This is a genomic window from Pseudomonas sp. PB101 (assembly GCF_009764265.1).
Lineage (GTDB): Bacteria > Pseudomonadota > Gammaproteobacteria > Pseudomonadales > Pseudomonadaceae > Aquipseudomonas.
Window position 1 is genome coordinate 127,638 of sequence record NZ_RWIR01000060.1, and the last position, 15,064, is coordinate 142,701.

At 61.1% G+C, this 15,064-nt stretch carries 14 protein-coding genes and 1 tRNA gene; 4 read left to right on the forward strand and 11 right to left on the reverse strand.

Annotated features, from left to right (window positions below; genetic code table 11):
* The first annotated feature begins 5 nt into the window (after positions 1-5).
* The 3 genes from EI969_RS18775 to EI969_RS18785 all read left to right on the forward strand — a co-directional run bounded on the left by EI969_RS18775 (position 6) and on the right by EI969_RS18785 (position 2,205).
* On the forward strand, positions 6-1,352 hold the full coding sequence (locus EI969_RS18775; protein ID WP_160389111.1) for a bifunctional diguanylate cyclase/phosphodiesterase: 1,347 nt from the start codon (positions 6-8) through the stop codon (positions 1,350-1,352).
* A gap of 117 nt (positions 1,353-1,469) precedes the next feature.
* A complete protein-coding gene (locus EI969_RS18780; RefSeq protein ID WP_111280024.1) occupies positions 1,470-1,628 on the forward strand; it encodes a KGG domain-containing protein in 159 nt (52 codons plus the stop codon).
* Positions 1,629-1,701: 73 nt separating this feature from the next.
* Complete coding sequence (locus EI969_RS18785; protein ID WP_160389112.1) at positions 1,702-2,205, forward strand: DUF4142 domain-containing protein; 504 nt, start codon at positions 1,702-1,704, stop codon at positions 2,203-2,205.
* 3 nt (positions 2,206-2,208) lie between these two features.
* On the opposite strand, the gene EI969_RS18790 is transcribed toward EI969_RS18785, so the two are convergent.
* Complete coding sequence (locus tag EI969_RS18790; RefSeq protein WP_160389113.1) at positions 2,209-2,619, reverse strand: low affinity iron permease family protein; 411 nt, start codon at positions 2,617-2,619, stop codon at positions 2,209-2,211.
* 154 nt (positions 2,620-2,773) lie between these two features.
* Between EI969_RS18790 and tam the strand changes: the two genes are divergently transcribed.
* Positions 2,774-3,544 (forward strand): trans-aconitate 2-methyltransferase, encoded by a 771-nt coding sequence (gene tam / locus EI969_RS18795; RefSeq protein ID WP_160389114.1) that lies wholly within the window; start codon positions 2,774-2,776, stop codon positions 3,542-3,544.
* A 446-nt stretch (positions 3,545-3,990) separates the two neighbouring features.
* On the opposite strand, the gene EI969_RS18800 is transcribed toward tam, so the two are convergent.
* From EI969_RS18800 to uca, 10 genes are all read right to left on the reverse strand, one after another.
* The gene (locus tag EI969_RS18800; RefSeq protein WP_160389115.1) at positions 3,991-4,260 is read right to left on the reverse strand and encodes a short-chain dehydrogenase; all 270 of its coding nucleotides are present in this window, start codon (positions 4,258-4,260) and stop codon (positions 3,991-3,993) included.
* A gap of 210 nt (positions 4,261-4,470) precedes the next feature.
* Positions 4,471-4,830, reverse strand: coding sequence for a type II toxin-antitoxin system HigA family antitoxin (locus EI969_RS18805; protein ID WP_160389116.1), 360 nt, complete (start codon positions 4,828-4,830; stop codon positions 4,471-4,473).
* Complete coding sequence (locus EI969_RS18810) at positions 4,830-5,132, reverse strand: type II toxin-antitoxin system HigB family toxin (RefSeq protein ID WP_160389117.1); 303 nt, start codon at positions 5,130-5,132, stop codon at positions 4,830-4,832. Before EI969_RS18810 ends, EI969_RS18805 begins: the two co-directional genes overlap by 1 nt.
* A 252-nt stretch (positions 5,133-5,384) precedes the next feature.
* Positions 5,385-5,458 (reverse strand) — tRNA-Gly (locus tag EI969_RS18815).
* A 181-nt stretch (positions 5,459-5,639) separates the two neighbouring features.
* Entirely contained in the window at positions 5,640-6,524 is an 885-nt protein-coding gene (locus EI969_RS18820; protein ID WP_160389118.1) for an alpha/beta fold hydrolase, read from the reverse strand.
* Positions 6,525-6,836: 312 nt separating this feature from the next.
* A complete protein-coding gene (locus tag EI969_RS18825) occupies positions 6,837-7,529 on the reverse strand; it encodes a pseudouridine synthase (protein ID WP_160389119.1) in 693 nt (230 codons plus the stop codon).
* Positions 7,530-7,563: 34 nt separating this feature from the next.
* Positions 7,564-7,782 carry a cysteine-rich CWC family protein gene (locus EI969_RS18830; RefSeq protein WP_110662853.1) on the reverse strand — a complete coding sequence of 73 codons (219 nt, stop codon included), beginning with the start codon at positions 7,780-7,782 and terminating at the stop codon, positions 7,564-7,566.
* Positions 7,769-9,262 carry a sensor domain-containing diguanylate cyclase gene (locus EI969_RS18835; protein ID WP_160389120.1) on the reverse strand — a complete coding sequence of 498 codons (1,494 nt, stop codon included), beginning with the start codon at positions 9,260-9,262 and terminating at the stop codon, positions 7,769-7,771. Before EI969_RS18835 ends, EI969_RS18830 begins: the two co-directional genes overlap by 14 nt.
* A gap of 190 nt (positions 9,263-9,452) precedes the next feature.
* Entirely contained in the window at positions 9,453-11,231 is a 1,779-nt protein-coding gene (gene atzF, locus EI969_RS18840) for an allophanate hydrolase (protein WP_160389121.1), read from the reverse strand.
* A 25-nt stretch (positions 11,232-11,256) separates the two neighbouring features.
* Positions 11,257-14,889, reverse strand: a complete 3,633-nt coding sequence (uca, locus tag EI969_RS18845; RefSeq protein WP_160389122.1) for an urea carboxylase — start codon at positions 14,887-14,889, stop codon at positions 11,257-11,259.
* Between the last annotated feature and the right edge of the window lie 175 nt (positions 14,890-15,064).

Genomic DNA, 15,064 nt, shown 5'->3' on the forward strand with positions numbered 1-15,064 from the left:
GAACCATGGAAAACCGTAATTCCGCGCCTTTGGCGAGCTACATCGATCTGTTGCTGGATGCCGTTTGTGCGGTGGACAAGCAGGGCCGCTTTGTCTTTGTCAGTGCGGCGTGCGAGCGCATTTTCGGCTATGGCGCCGATGAAATGATCGGTCGGCTGATGATCGATATGGTGCACCCGGGGGATCGTCAGCGCACCCTCGACGCCGCCCGGGAAATCATGGGCGGCGAGCCCAAGCTCAACTTCGAAAACCGCTACCTGCGCAAGGATGGCCGCGTGGTGCACATTCTCTGGTCGGCCCGCTGGTCCGAGGTCGACCAGTTGCGCATCGCCGTGGCGCGCGACATCACCGAGCGCAAGCAGGCCGAATCCCGGCAGGCCGCGTTGTATGCGATTTCTGAAGCGGCCCACGCGGCGGAGGATCTGCTGGCGTTGTTCAAGCGCATCCACATGATCATCGGTGAGTGGCTGCCGGCGCTGAATTTTTCCGTGGCGCTGTACGACGAACACTGCGCGCAGCTGAATTTCCCTTATCACGTCGATGACCATGAGCCACAGCCCGAACAACCCGGATCCATCACCGGGCGGCTGTGCGCCGAAGTGATCCGCACGGGGCAACCGATCCTGTTGACCCCGGACCATCGCACACCGACGGCCGGCTTCGAAGCGCTGATGACCGAGCAGAACGCACCGTGCTGGCTGGGTGTGCCGCTGAACTCGCAAAACGGCACCATCGGCGCATTGATCGTCAAAAGCGTTCCGGGCGGCGAGCGCTACACCGAGCAAGACAAGGAACTGCTGCAATACGTCTGCGCCCAGGTCGCGACGGCCATCGAGCGCAAGCAGTTGCACGCCCGCCTGCAACACATGGCCCAGTACGACCAACTGACCCAGTTGCCCAACCGGGAGCTGTTGCGCGACCGCCTCAAGGCATCACTGCAAGCGGCCCGGATGGACGGCGGGCGCATGGCGCTGCTGTACGTCGACCTCGACCGCTTCAAGCAAGTCAATGACACCCATGGCCACGCGGTCGGCGACATGCTGCTGCAAGCGGTGGCCAACCGGCTCAAGGGCTGTGTGCGAGAAACCGATACCGTGGCCCGGATAGGCGGCGATGAATTCGTGGTGTTGCTGCACAGCATTCATGCTGCAGACGATACCGACATCGTGGTCGGAAAAATCCGACAGGTCCTGGTCCAGCCCCTGCGTCTGGACGGGCACAACCTGAAAATCCAGCCGAGTATCGGCGTCGCCCGGTACCCCGATCACGGCACCGAAGAGAATCAGTTGTTCCGGCATGCCGACGAGGCGATGTATTGCGCCAAACGCGAGCATCACCTGCGGCTGGTCTGACAACCGGGCACCGTTCGTCGTGCTGTCCAAGCAATTTTCTAAACCTTTTGCAGCGCGCAAATTCTGATTCTATGTGGGCGCAAGCTCGCCGCGCTCATCACCAAGAGGAAGAGAATCATGCCTAATTCAAGAAACTCGAACTCGGGAAATTTCGCCAACGATCGAACCAAGGCCACTGAAGCCGGTCGCAAGGGTGGGAAAACCACCACAACGACTGTCGATAAAGAGCCTGCGAAACCCGATATGGGCCGCAAGCCCGGACAGAAATCCAAGTAATGGATGCAGGTGGTTTTGATTGAGAAGCGGGGGCGAAAGCTCCCGTTTGAATTTGAAAAAGGAGGGCGCGACCATGAAACGGATGGCCACCCGATTATGCAACATCAGTTTTGCCACGTTGTTGGGCCTGTTTGCCGGCAACGTCCTTGCCCAGTCCCCCGCCGAATTCATTGACGATGCTTCGGCCCAAGGCATGGCCGACATCGAGGCCAGTCGCCTGGCACACCAGAAATCCGAGTCCAAAGAGGTCAAGGATTACACCATCGTCGTCATCAACGACCGCACCACCGCGAACCAGCACCTGGCGAAAATCGCCAGACAACTGGATTTGCCGGTAGCGCCGCGTGAAGAGATTGTCGAAAAAGCCAAGACCCTGATGCCACAAGTCATGGATGGGGCGACCTTCGATGAGGCCTACGCGGCCAGTCAAGTGAAGACCACGCAGCAAGCCATCGATCAGTTGCAGCAGGTCGCTCAAACCACCGACGTGCCGCAAATCAAGGCGTTCGCCGAAGAAACCCTGCCAAAGCTGCAAAATCATCTGCAGATGGCCAAGGCCCTGCAAGCCAGAAGTTGATCATCAGCAGTTATTCAGGTTTTGCTGGCCTTTTTCCTGGACGACGGTGCCGTCCAGGTCAATGGTCAGGCCTTCGCCAAGGCTGCGGTAGTGCTTTCTCAGGTTCTCCAGCTCCTTGAGGTCCAGCGCTTCAAGCCCGAGCATCGCGTTCTGCGCCTCTTTCGTCACCCGCAGCAACTCATCGACCTTCAGATGCAAAATGTCCGTGTCACGGTTTTGCGTGTTCTGGATCAGGAACACCATCAGGAACGTGATGATGGTGGTCGAGGTGTTGATGATCAGCTGCCACGTATCGTTGAAATGGAAAATCGGCCCGCTCAGCCCCCACAGAAAAATCAGGGTGATCGCCCCCAGGAACGTCTTGGGGCTACCGGTCCAGAGGGCGAGTTTCTGCGCGATTTTGGCGAATTTCATGACCGTGTTCCTTATTGGGAGGGCGCCTGAATTTGTGACAGCGACGGTGGGATGAAAATTCGATGTGATTGAAAGGGTGGTTTTCTGAAACCATTGATGGCGCTGGCCGAGGTATCGTAGCGACCCGAGGACAACACACCGACAGGAGAACGCAATGAGTTGGTCTGCCAAACAGTACGTCGCTTTTGAAGATGAACGCACCCGTCCCGCCCGTGACCTGCTGGCGGCCATCCCCGCCGGGGACGTGCGTTCGGCCATCGATATCGGTTGCGGCCCGGGGAACTCCACGCAGTTGCTGGTCGAGCGTTTTGCCGGCGCCACGGTGCGTGGCCTGGACAGCTCGAGTGACATGATCGACGCCGCGCGCAAGCGCTTGCCGCAGGTGCAGTTCGACATCGCCGGTATCGACACCTGGAACGACAACGGCCCGTTCGACGTGATATTCGCCAATGCGGTGTTGCAGTGGCTGCCTGATCACGCGGTGTTGTTGCCGTCGCTGGTGAGCAAACTTGCGGTCGGAGGCAGTCTCGCCGTCCAGATGCCCGATAATCTGAATGAACACTCGCATCGCTTGATGCGTGAAGTCGCCGCTGATGGCCCATGGGCCGGCAAACTGGCAGGCGTTGCCGGGCAGCGCACGGAAATGGACAGTGCCAGCGGTTACTACTCGATCTTGAAAGCCTGCTGCACCCGCGTCGACGTATGGCGTACCACTTACCACCATCCGCTAGCGGGCGGTGCGTCTGGCGTGGTTGAGTGGTTCAAGGGCAGCGGTTTGCGGCCGTTTCTCGATCCGCTGGACGAGGCGGAACGGGCGCAGTACCTGAAGCAATATCAGGCGGCTATCGAGCAGGCGTATCCGGCCTTGGCCGATGGTTCGGTGCTGCTGCCGTTCCCGCGACTGTTTATCGTCGCGACCCGCTGATGCGATCTCTTGTAGGAGCGAGCCTGCTCGCGATGGTCGTCAACGATAACGCGTGCAAACCGGATAAACGCGGCGCACTTGAGTCCATCGCCGGCAAGCCGGCTCCTACAGGTGGAGGCCACGCGGGCTCTTGTAGGAGCTGGCTTGCCAGCGAATGGTCGTCAACGATAACGCGTGTGATCCGGATAAACGCGGCGCACTTGAGTTCATCGCCGGCAAGCTGAACTGGTCAAGTAATCCCGGACACCGGTTACGGTGTTTATGCCGCTTTTTGCTCCATGGCTATTGGCAACCTGTGGCGAGGGAGCTTGCTCCCGTCGGACTGCGCAGCAGTCCCTGCTTTTAAGCCGAAGAGCGGGGGCTGCTTCGCAACCCAGCGGGAGCAAGCGCCCTCGCCACAATTGCCTGTGCTATTTCGTGATTGGCGCGTTTTTGCCGATATGGCTTCAGGACGGTTCTGCATCCATGCGGCGCGCGATCACATCCAGAACATCACATCCGTCACGCAGGGGCACACAGCACAGCAACGCAAAGTCGCTGAGCACAACGGTGTCAGAGCTCAGATCACCGCGCATCGCCAGGTTTTCAAGAAGCTGCGTCACGGCGCGAATCCTGTAGCTGGCCGTGCTGAGCAGGGAGTGCAGGGGTTGGGTGGTGTTGACGAAGAGGGAGGGGAGGTCGTCGGCGTTGCTGGTTAAAGCCATGTATTCATTCATGAGTGATCACCATGTTGGAGGAGAACGCACCACTCAATTGTCGCCAAACAATAGGGTGGTAGCTGTACGCGGGTTGGCGAACCGGACCATGGTAAAACCGGCAGACCCTAAGGTCTCCCACGCACAGCCACCGAAAAAGCAGCTGAGCATGATCAAAAGTGCTCCGAGATATCCTCGGAGAGGCTGAAATCTGGAGGGAGATCTACGCCATCAGGCAACACCCGCCAGCAAGCTTTCGTAAGGAATCCGCAACCCGTCGTGCAGGCGCTTGATCATCGACAGGCTCAACTTACGTTTGCGGTTCAGCACCTCAGATACCCTTCCGCTCGTACCAATGAAGGGTTCCAGATCGCGAGGGGTCAGGCCTTGCTGGTCCATGCGAAATTTAATTGCCTCAATCGGATCGGAGGGCGGCATCGGGTAATGCTCGTCTTCGTACTTTTCGATGAGCAGCGCCAGAATTTCCAGCTCATCGCCCTCAGGAGAACCCATTTCAGCTCCCCACAATTGTTCCACCCGTGCAAATGCAGCAGTCAGGTCTTCTTGATTGCGAATAGGTTTAATGTCCATCACACGGTCTCCGCGTTGATCTGATCGTACTGGGCGTGGGTGCCAACGAATCGTATGAAACTTAGCTGGCGCTGATAGTCGATTGCCATGATTACCCGGTATTTGTTGCCACCGATGTTGAATACAACCCTGCCGCCCTTAAGGATGCTAGCCGTTCTCAGCTCCGCTTTAACCTCTTGCGGCGTGCCATAAACGGCTTTTTCCATGTGCCGATACCATTCAACCAGTGGTGTTTCAGAGTCAGCATAAGCCGGGCTACTTTCCCAGAACTCCCGCAATGTTCCTTTTGCAATCACACGCACTGCACATCCTCCCGTTTTGGGAGATATTAGTCTGAGTTTTGGAGAGTTGCAATCTCTGATGTCGTTGAGGAAATCCGTTATCGGGACAAGAAAAACGTTAACAAAACCTGGATCTTGCGCTAAAACGCTAATTTTCAGGGCTTGAAGACGCTAACCCAAATCCCGCCCACAAAAAAACCGGCCATCAAGGCCGGTTTTTTCTGTCTCTGCATCCCCCGTCAAAATCACCCTGACGTGAGATCAAAATTCGATTGGAGCGGGTGAAGGGAATCGAACCCTCGTTATCAGCTTGGGAAGCTGGAGTAATGCCATTATACGACACCCGCTCAGAGCGCTGACTTTGTACCAGATACGGCCGGCGATTTGAAGTTTTTCTTTGCGTGGGGCGGGTTTAGCTCTGATGTAACTGAAAAACGGGCACGGCAAGACGGTCGATCGCGGGCAAGCCTCGCGCCTGCGGAATATGTTCAATCCGGCAGGGCGGGGCTTGCTCGCGATGATGCTGTTTCAGATGGACAATGCATGGTGGTCCTGGACGTAGTGGTAACGCGGTCGGCTTTCATGCGGTGCCGGTTTCAGGAAGCCCATCAGTGCATTGCGGCTGTCCCGGCAAGCGGCTTTGTGTTCCATGTCGAGAAAGTGCCCGGTGGCCTGCAAGGTAGTGAAGGTGGCGTGCTGCACGTGATTGGCGAACAACCGGGCGCCTTCGGCGGCGGTGTATTCGTCCCATTCGCCGTTCATGAACAACACCGGTACGTTGATTTTCTGCGCGGCCTTGAAAAAGCACTGGCGATCGCTTTGCAGCAAGTCGTTGATGTGGAAGTGCATCTGCCCGTATTCATGCTCGGCCAGGGAACTGACGTGCCGATAATTGAAGCGTTTGAACAACGTTGGCAGGTGCTTGCCGATGGTGCTGTTCACCAGGTTGCCTACCCGGTCACCGTCCCGGCTGCCGAGGTAATCGACGCCGCGCTCGAGATAATCGAGCATGTGCGAGTTGATTTCCGGGGAGAACGAACTGATCACGGCTTTTTCGATGCGCCGTGGCCGTTGCGACAACGCGACCATGGTCGCCGCGCCGCCCCAGGAAAACGACAGCACGTGTTCGGCGGCGAAGTGGTCGATCAGCTCCAGCAGGATCTGCCCTTCGATTTCCTTGGTGAGCATTTTTTCATGCAGGTTGTGGGCTTTTGACCGGCCCGCATAGGGCTGGTCGTAGCAGACGACGTTGAACTGCGGATGGAGGTTTTTCACGGTTTGTGCAAACGACGCAGTCGTGGCCATCGAGCCGTTGACCAGGATAATGGTCTTCTCTGCGGCGTCTGCGCGATAGAACTCCGTGTAGACCCGATACTGCCCCTGTATATCCAGCACAGCGATTTCTGGCCTCATGTCATAAGACTCCTGGCAAGCGGGTATGCGCGCAAATGAGATTGCACGAGCTTTGTGACAGGTAGGCATACGCCTGGAATTTGAGAGGCCCATGTCGATCCATTGCAGTCCGGTCGACGGGTATTGTTATTGGCGGGCAGTCTGCCGGATGAGGCCGGAACCCTTGGGCTCCTACCGGCAAAAAGTTTCTTAGAAGTATGAAATGACTCGTCGGTCACATTTCGGCCGACGTCCTGATTCAAGCAGGGCTCAGGTCATCGCGCAAGTGCCTTTGGTAAATTGTTCGACAACTTCTGCTGAGCGGTCGGTGGCTTAGATCAATCCGATCTCATCATCGGTCAGCGGGCGGTATTCGCCCGGTTTCAACGCGTCGTCGAGCACCAGCGGTCCCATGCGTTCGCGGTGCAGGCGCATCACCTTGTTGTTGAAGTGGCCGAACATGCGCTTGACCTGGTGATAGCGGCCTTCGACGATGCTCAGGCGCGCGCATTTCGGCCCGAGCAGCTCTAGCCCGGCCGGTTGCGTGGTGAGGTCTTCGAAGGCGAAGTACAGGCCTTCGCTGAACTTGATCGCGTATTCAGGGCCGATGTCCTGCTCGGTTTCGACGTAATAGACCTTGGGCAGCTTGGTCTGCGGTTGGGTCAGGCGTCGCGACCAGCTGCCGTCGTTGGTGATCAACATCAGGCCGGTGGTGTTGAAGTCCAGGCGTCCGGCGATGTGCAGTTCGTCCTTGTTCGGCTCATGGATCAGATCGAGCACGGTCGGGTGCTGCGGGTCTTGCGTGGCGCTGACGCATCCGGCGGGCTTGTGCAGCATGAAATGGCGCAGGGGTTTGCCGGCTTGCAGCACCTCGTTGTCGACTTCGACGCGGCTGAATTCACGGACTTCGCTGTGCGGGTCGCTGACGATCTGTCCGTCAACCCTGACGCGTTTTTCCACCAGCAACAGGCGCACCTGCTTGCGGTTGAAGCACGGCAGGTTGCTGAGGAATCGGTCGACACGCATGACTTACGGATCTGTGAAGAAAGGGCCGCGCATCTTACTTGATCGATTCGGCCGCTGCTTGCAACTGCGCTTCGACCTCGGCGCAGCGCGGGCACAGGCAGGAGGCGTTGCGCAGTTCCACCGGCAGCGCCTGGAGCACGGCCGGGTCGATGCTGACGCCGAAGCACCAGCAGGCGCGGTCGGCGGTTCGCGGGTCGGCCAGGGTGCAGTCGTTGGGCGCGCCGCAGGCGGGGCAGAGGTCAGGCGGGTTCATGGACGGAGTGAGACATTTCCACGCAGGTTCGGTTACGGCCACTTTGCTTGGCCCGGTACATCGCATGATCCGCCCGCGACAGCAGGCTGTGCAAGGTGTCATCGGGCTGCAGGGTGGTGAGGCCGATGCTGACGGTCACCTGCAAGGCCTGGCCGTTGTAGGCGTAGCGCTGCTGTTCGACGTGCTGGCGAATTTTCTCGGCGATCATCAGGCCCGTCTTGCCGTCGGTGTCCTTGAGCAGCACGATGAACTCTTCACCGCCCCAGCGGCAGACTATGTCGGAGTGCCGCAGGCAACTTTCCAGATCCCGGGCGAAACCGATCAGCACCTGGTCGCCGGCCAGATGGCCGTAGGTGTCGTTCAGCACCTTGAAGTGGTCGAGGTCCAGCAGCAGGGCGGTCAGCGGTTGTGGTTCGCGCTGGGCTTCGTGCATGGCCTGTGCAGCGAGCAGGTCGAAGCCGCGGCGGTTGGGCAGTTCGGTCAGGCTGTCGAGGATGGCCTGGGTCTGGATCTTGTCCTGGAAACGTTTGATCACCCGGTTGAGCAGCGCCAGCACGATCAGCGTGACCAACAGGCAGATCAACAGGTTGAGGTACAGCGACTGGCGGATTTCGCCCAGGGCGCTGTCTTCGCGTTTGTCGACGAACAGGTACCAGTTCAGCTCGGGGATAAACCGCACGTTGAGGAAATGTCCCTGGCCTTGCACGGAGTATTCGTAGCTGCCGCTGTGGGGTTTGGGCAGTTGGTTGATCAACTCTTTCATGCTGTCGAGCTCACCGAGCTTCTGCCCGATGTGCGCGCCCTGCGGACCTCCTTCGGCGCCGGTGAGCACCAGGCGTCCGAAGTTGTCGACGAAATAAACGCTGCGCTGATAACGCTGCTGGTACTTGTCGATCAGCTTGATCACGGCGTCGACGGTCAGGCCGACCCCGGCCGCGCCGATGAACCGGCTGTTGTAGTCGTAGACCTTGTAGTTGATGAAGAAGGTCAGGTTGTCCTTGTTGGCGAGGTCCGGGTCGACGTTGATCTCGTACGGATCCTGCATGTCGCGCACGCGGAAATACCAGGCGTCACGGGGTTCGGTGGCCTTGACCTGCTTGAGCACACCCTTGGCGTGGTAGTAGGTCAGGCTGGTGTTGGAGACGAAGAACGCGGTGTAGGCGCCGTAGTGGGTCATGACCTCGTTGAGGTAACGGGTCATCTGGTCGGAATCCTTTTCACCGTTGACCACCCAGTCGCGCATGAAGGTGTCGCGGGCCATCATCGAGGAAATCAGGATCGGCCTGACCAGGTCTTTCTGGATTTCCGAGTAGACCGTGTCCGACGTCAGCGGCAGTTCGGTGTTGACGATGTTGTCGCGGATCGAGGCCCGGGAGGCGTAGTAACTGAGAAAGGAGGTGGCGAGAAAGCCTGCGCCCAGCAATGCGACCAGCGTGAGCACCAACGAACGTTGAGAGTACAGCGGCGAGCGAAGCGGCATGGCAGTTCCATTGGCAGTCATCCGATGGTCGCATTCTAATGGCACTGCGAGGAAATAACTGCTGGATTCGTAGGGTATATCGGTAGGTATCAGGTATGGCGGTGCCTGGGCTGACGCCATCGCTGGCAAGCCAGCTCCTACAGGGACAACACGGAACTTGTAGGAGCTGGCTTGCCAGCGATTCGAGAGATCACCGCAGGTTTTTCAGGTACTCACGCCATCCGCCCAAATGACTGATATTCACCGCCCCTTCCAGCCCATACGCCTCGCAGATAAACCCGCTCTCCCAGCGACCGTCCGCCAGTTGCACCTTGCCCAACCCCAGCGGTGCCGGTATCCCGGTGAGGAACGAGCCCAGTTCACGGCTGGGCAACTCCCAGACTTCCAGCGCAATCGCCACGCCGCCATCCTTGACGCGGACCATGCCCGGACGAAACGGCGGGCCGCCGGCCAGGGCGTAGAGTTGATAGTCCGGCGAGCTGAAGGTCGATTCCAGCAAGCGGGCGCCGCGCTGCTTGAGTTGCCAGTTCAGCGCCAGGCCGTCCAGATGCGCGCCGCAGACCACTAGCCGCGCCCGATCATGCCGTGCCACCGTCGCCGGTGCTGGCGCGGCGAGGTCTCGCTGACGCTGCAAGGCATCCGCCACGCTCAACAGATACTGATCGGTAAAGGCCCGGCCAAACAGCGTCACGCCCCATGGCAGGCCGTTGTCCATGAAGGCGCTGGGCACGGCGACGGCCGCGTAGTCGAGCAGGTTCATGAAGTTGGTGTAGTAGCCCAGTTCCGAATTGCGCAGCACCGGTTCGGCCTTGAGCTGCGCCAGCGTCACCGGGCGGCCGATGGTTGGCGTGACCACGCAATCGAGGCCTTCCAGCGCGTTGTCGCACAGGGCCTTGAGCGCTTGCAGGCGGTATTGGGCGCGGAAGGTTTGTACGCCGTCGACGGAAGGCGCCTTGGCCAATACGGCGCGAATCACCGGCAACACGGCCTCGGGGTTTTGCGCCAGCAACTCGCCGGCCACGCTGTAGCGCTCGGCCACCCAGGGGCCTTCATAGAGCAAGCGTGCGGCCTCGAGAAACGGCGACAAATCCAGTTCCACCGCTTCGCCGCCCAATGCCTTGAGGTGGTCGACGGCATCACCGAACAACAGCGGGCCTTCAGGGCAGCCGAAGAATTGCAGGTCCTGCGCACGCGGTACGCCGAACCGGAACGGGCGCGGTGTACCGAACGCCGAGCCGTCGTTCCACAACGGGTTGCTGCGGCTGTATTCGTCCCGTGGGTCGAGGCGTGCGGTGAGCGCCAGCAACTGACTGGCCTCCCGCGCCGTGGCGGTGAAGGTGGTGACGCAATCGAGCGTGCGACAGGCCGGTACCACGCCGGCCGTGGAAATCAGGCCCTTGGTGGCTTTCAGGCCGACCAGATTGTTCAACGCCGCCGGCACGCGTCCTGAACCGGCGGTGTCGGTGCCCAGGGAAAAACTCGCCACACCGAGCGCCACCGCCAGCGAAGAACCGGCGCTGGAACCGCCCGACGGATACTCCGGCAACACGCTGTTGGGGCACGCGCCATAGGGTGAGCGGCTGCCGTTGAGGCCGGTGGCGAACTGGTCGAGGTTGGTCTTGCCCAGCGGAATCGCACCCAGGGCCAGCAGTTGTTCGACGATGGTCGCCGAACGCTGCGGCACGTAGGCAAAGGCCGGGCACGCCGCCGTGGTCGGGATGCCCGCAAGGTCGATGTTGTCCTTGATCGCGAACGGCACGCCGTACAGCGGCAGGCTGTCAATGTCGCGACCGTCGAGGGCGGCGAGGTAGGGTTCCAGCTCTTTGGCGCTGAGCAAGTGGATGAACAGGTGATAGTCCGGGTTCAGCGCGGCGGCTTTGTCCCGCAGCTTCGGCAGCAATTGCCGAGGCGTGAGGCTGCCGTCGCGGTAGGCGCTGCGCAGGGCGTCGAGTTGCAGATCGATGTTCATGGCGTGAGTCCTTTTCAAATTGGGTTCAGTCGAGTTCCAGCACCACGACGCGCTGTCCGGCACGCACCGGCGAACCGGGTTGCACGCGAATCTCGCGGACCACGCCGGCCATTGGCGCGAGCAGGGGGATTTCCATCTTCATCGACTCCAGGATCACCAGCACATCACCGGCCTCGACGCGGCTGCCAGCCTCGACCTGGACCTGCCAGAGGTTACCGGCGATGTGGCTGTCGACGCTTTGTTGACCGCTGGCCAACGGTGCCTCTTCGCCCGCCTCCAGGGCCGGTTCTTCGCTGTCGAAATGCGCCTGGCCACTGGCGATCCAGCGCTCGCGTTCAGCGTTGAACGCCCCTTGTTGCTGCGCACGAAAAGCGCCGATGGATTCGGCTTCCCGGGCCAGGAACGCCTGGTAATCCGCCAGGTTCAACTGACTGTGTTCGATGTTCAGGTCGAAGCGCCCGAGGGGGAAATCCCGGCGGATGCGCAGCAGTTCATCGGCGCTGACCGGGTAGAAACGGATCTGGTCGAAAAAACGCAGCAACCACGGTTTGCCATCGAACGCGGCGACCTCGCGGTAGCGGTTCCACATCTGCAGCGTGCGCCCGACGAACTGATAACCGCCGGGGCCTTCCATGCCGTAGACGCACATGTAGGCGCCACCGATGCCCACCGAATTCTCGGCGGTCCAGGTGCGCGCCGGGTTGTACTTGGTGGTGACCAGGCGATGACGGGGGTCGAGCGGGGTGGCGACCGGCGCGCCGAGGTAGACGTCGCCCAGCCCCATCACCAGGTAACTGGCGTCGAACACCGTGCGTTGCACTTCATCGAGGTTCGGCAGGTCGTTGATGCGGCGGATGAACTCCAGGTTGCTCGGGCACCATGGGGCGTCCTTGCGCACGGTGGTCATGTATTTCTCGATGGCCAGCTGACAGGCCGGGTCGTCCCAGGACAGCGGCAGGTGGACAATGCGCGAGGGCACCTGCAGGTCCTTGGCGGCGCACACGGCGTCCCATTCGCCGGCGACGATGCCGAGCAGGTCGGACAGCGGCAGTTGTTCGGGTTGGTAGTGCACTTGCAGAGAGCGGATGCCCGGCGTCAGGTCGATCACGCCGTGCAGGTGTTTGCCTTCCAGCGCCTGCATGAGGGCGTGGGCGCGAAAGCGCAGGACCAGGTCGAGTTCCGGGGCGCCGATTTCCAGCAGCAGGTGGGTGTCGCCGGAGAGTCTCGCCACCAGTTTCGTGTCTCCCTGACCCAACTCCAAAACAACAGGCGACATAAGACCCTGTGGGAGCTGGCTTGCCAGCGATGAAGTTGATTCGGTGTCTGGTCGGGCCCCATCGCTGGCAAGCCAGCTCCCACAGGTACCCCAGTTGCAGGCGAGGTCGCGGGCGGTCTGGAGATTGACGGGCAGGAACTGCACCTTGTCCCCGGCCTTGAGCTGCCCCAGCTGCCAAAGATCCGCCTCGATCACCGTCACCGGGCACACGAACCCGCCGAGGCTTGGGCCATCCGGGCCGAGGATCACCGGCATGTCGCCGGTAAAATCCACCGCACCGATCGCATACGGATTGTCGTGGATGTTCGACGGATGCAGCCCGGCCTCGCCGCCGTCGGCGCGCACCCATTGCGGCTTCGGCCCGATCAGGCGTACGCCCGTGCGGCTGGAGTTGAAATGCACTTCCCACTGGGTGGCGAAGAAGGTGCCGATGTAGTTTTCCGTGAAGTATTCCGGCGCACCGTGGGGGCCGTAGATCACACGGATCTGCCGAACCGCAGGGAGCTCGGTGAGCTGCTCTTGCGCCAGTCGCTGACCGGCGCTGCGGTCATTCAGCGCTGGCAGGTGCAACACGTCACCGGCGCGCAAGGCGCGGCCGCCGTGCCCACCAAACTGCCCCAGGGTGAAGGTGCTTTTGCTGCCCAGATAGTCCGGAACCTGCAGGCCGCCACGCAGGCACAGGTAGCTGCGCGCGCCAGCGCCGGCAATGGTGCCGAGGCTCAAGGTGGCGCCTGCGGCAATCATCAGCGCAGTGTTCATCGGCACGGCTTCACCGTTGAGCAGTAATGGAATCACCGCCCCGGTCACCGCCACCACCGCGTCGCAATTGAAGCGCAGCAATGGCCCGCTCATGGTGATTTCCAGCGCCGCCGCGCCTTCGTCATTGCCCAGCAAACGGTTGCCCAGGCGCAGCGCGCGACTGTCCATCGGCCCCGAGGGCGGCACGCCGACCGCCCAGTAACCGAGGCGCCCGGGATAGTCCTGGACGCTGGTCTGGGTGCCGGCACTGAGCACCTCGAACGTAGTGGCCTGATAGACCAGGCCTTCCAGGCAACGGGTCCACGGCTGGCCGCTGGCGAAGGGTGCGTCGAGCAGAATCTGGCGCAGGTAGTCGCGGTTGGTTTCCACGCCGTAGAGCAGGCTGTCACCCAGCGCCTGATGCAGATCGGCAGTGGCCTCTTCACGAGTCGGCGCCCAGCTGATGACCTTGGCGATCATCGGGTCGAAGTAGGGCGGGATCTCGCAGCCAGCCTCGACCCAGGTGTCGATGCGCAATTGCTTGCCATCGGCGGCGGGGAATTTCACCGCAGTGAGCAAACCGGGGCTCGGCTGGAAATCGCGACCCGGATCTTCGGCATACAACCGCGCCTGAATCGCATGACCCTGCGGTTTCAGACCCTTCGCGAGATCGCCCAGCGGCGGCAGGTCACCGGCCGCCAGTTGCACCATCCAGCGCACCAGATCCACACCCCACACCTGTTCGGTAACGCCATGCTCCACCTGCAAACGGGTGTTTACCTCAAGGAAATAGGAGCGCCGGGCGTCGCTGTCGAACACGAACTCCACGGTGCCGGCACTGCGGTAGTTCACCGCTTTGGCCAGTTTGATCGCCGCCGCACATAGCTCATCGGCCATGCCGGCGGGGAGGTTCGGCGCCGGGGTTTCCTCGAGGACTTTCTGGTTGCGGCGCTGCACCGAGCAGTCGCGCACGCCGAGGGCGATTACCTCGCCGCGACCGTCGCCGAACACCTGCACTTCCAGGTGCCGGGCGCGCTGGATGTACTTCTCGATGAACACCCCGGCGTCGCTGAAATTGTTCTGGCCCAGGCGCTTGACCGCTTCGAAGGATTCGCTCAACTCGGCCGCGCTGCGGCACACGCGCATGCCGATGCCGCCACCGCCGGCGGTGCTCTTGAGCATCACCGGGTAGCCGACCTGTTCACCGGCCAGCAGCGCGGCGTCGAGGCTGTCGAGCAGTTCGGTGCCTTCGAGCATCGGCACGCCGTGTTGTTTGGCCAGGGCGCGCGCGGTGTGCTTGAGGCCGAACACCCGCAGTTGCTCGGGCGTCGGGCCGATGAAGGCGATGTCGGCGGCCTCGCAGGCTTCGGCGAACGCGGCGTTTTCCGAGAGAAAGCCGTAGCCGGGATGGATCGCCGTGGCGCCGGTGGATTTGGCGATGGCGAGGATTTTATCGACCGCCAGGTACGTGCCGGCGGCTGCGCCCTCGCCGAGGCTGTGGGCCTCGTCGGCCTGCAGGATGTGCAGGCTGGCGGCATCGGCTTCGGAATACACGGCAACACCCTGCACTTGCAGGTCGCGCAGGGTGCGCAGGATGCGGCAGGCAATGGCGCCACGGTTGGCAATCAGGACTTTTTCGAACATGGCATAACCCCTGATGGGGATGCGGGCCGTCCCGCAGTTTTTCGATGAGCGCCGGGGTCGTCCCCGACGGCAGAATCAGTTCTCTTCAGATCGCCATCGAACCCTGTGGGAGCTGGCTTGCCAGCGATGAGGCCAGGACATTCAACATTGCGGTTGTCTGATACACCGCCATCGC

What these genes read in the sequence shown, in the direction of transcription:
- EI969_RS18805 (WP_160389116.1), bottom strand. Translation starts at nt 4,830, where the DNA reads ATGGACATTAAACCTATTCGCAATCAAGAAGACCTGACTGCTGCATTT.
- EI969_RS18775 (WP_160389111.1), top strand. Translation starts at nt 6, where the DNA reads ATGGAAAACCGTAATTCCGCGCCTTTGGCGAGCTACATCGATCTGTTG.
- EI969_RS18785 (WP_160389112.1), top strand. Translation starts at nt 1,702, where the DNA reads ATGAAACGGATGGCCACCCGATTATGCAACATCAGTTTTGCCACGTTG.
- EI969_RS18780 (WP_111280024.1), top strand. Translation starts at nt 1,470, where the DNA reads ATGCCTAATTCAAGAAACTCGAACTCGGGAAATTTCGCCAACGATCGA.
- uca (WP_160389122.1), bottom strand. Translation starts at nt 14,889, where the DNA reads ATGTTCGAAAAAGTCCTGATTGCCAACCGTGGCGCCATTGCCTGCCGC.
- tam (WP_160389114.1), top strand. Translation starts at nt 2,774, where the DNA reads ATGAGTTGGTCTGCCAAACAGTACGTCGCTTTTGAAGATGAACGCACC.
- EI969_RS18835 (WP_160389120.1), bottom strand. Translation starts at nt 9,262, where the DNA reads ATGCCGCTTCGCTCGCCGCTGTACTCTCAACGTTCGTTGGTGCTCACG.
- EI969_RS18790 (WP_160389113.1), bottom strand. Translation starts at nt 2,619, where the DNA reads ATGAAATTCGCCAAAATCGCGCAGAAACTCGCCCTCTGGACCGGTAGC.
- EI969_RS18820 (WP_160389118.1), bottom strand. Translation starts at nt 6,524, where the DNA reads ATGAGGCCAGAAATCGCTGTGCTGGATATACAGGGGCAGTATCGGGTC.
- EI969_RS18825 (WP_160389119.1), bottom strand. Translation starts at nt 7,529, where the DNA reads ATGCGTGTCGACCGATTCCTCAGCAACCTGCCGTGCTTCAACCGCAAG.
- EI969_RS18800 (WP_160389115.1), bottom strand. Translation starts at nt 4,260, where the DNA reads ATGAATGAATACATGGCTTTAACCAGCAACGCCGACGACCTCCCCTCC.
- atzF (WP_160389121.1), bottom strand. Translation starts at nt 11,231, where the DNA reads ATGAACATCGATCTGCAACTCGACGCCCTGCGCAGCGCCTACCGCGAC.
- EI969_RS18830 (WP_110662853.1), bottom strand. Translation starts at nt 7,782, where the DNA reads ATGAACCCGCCTGACCTCTGCCCCGCCTGCGGCGCGCCCAACGACTGC.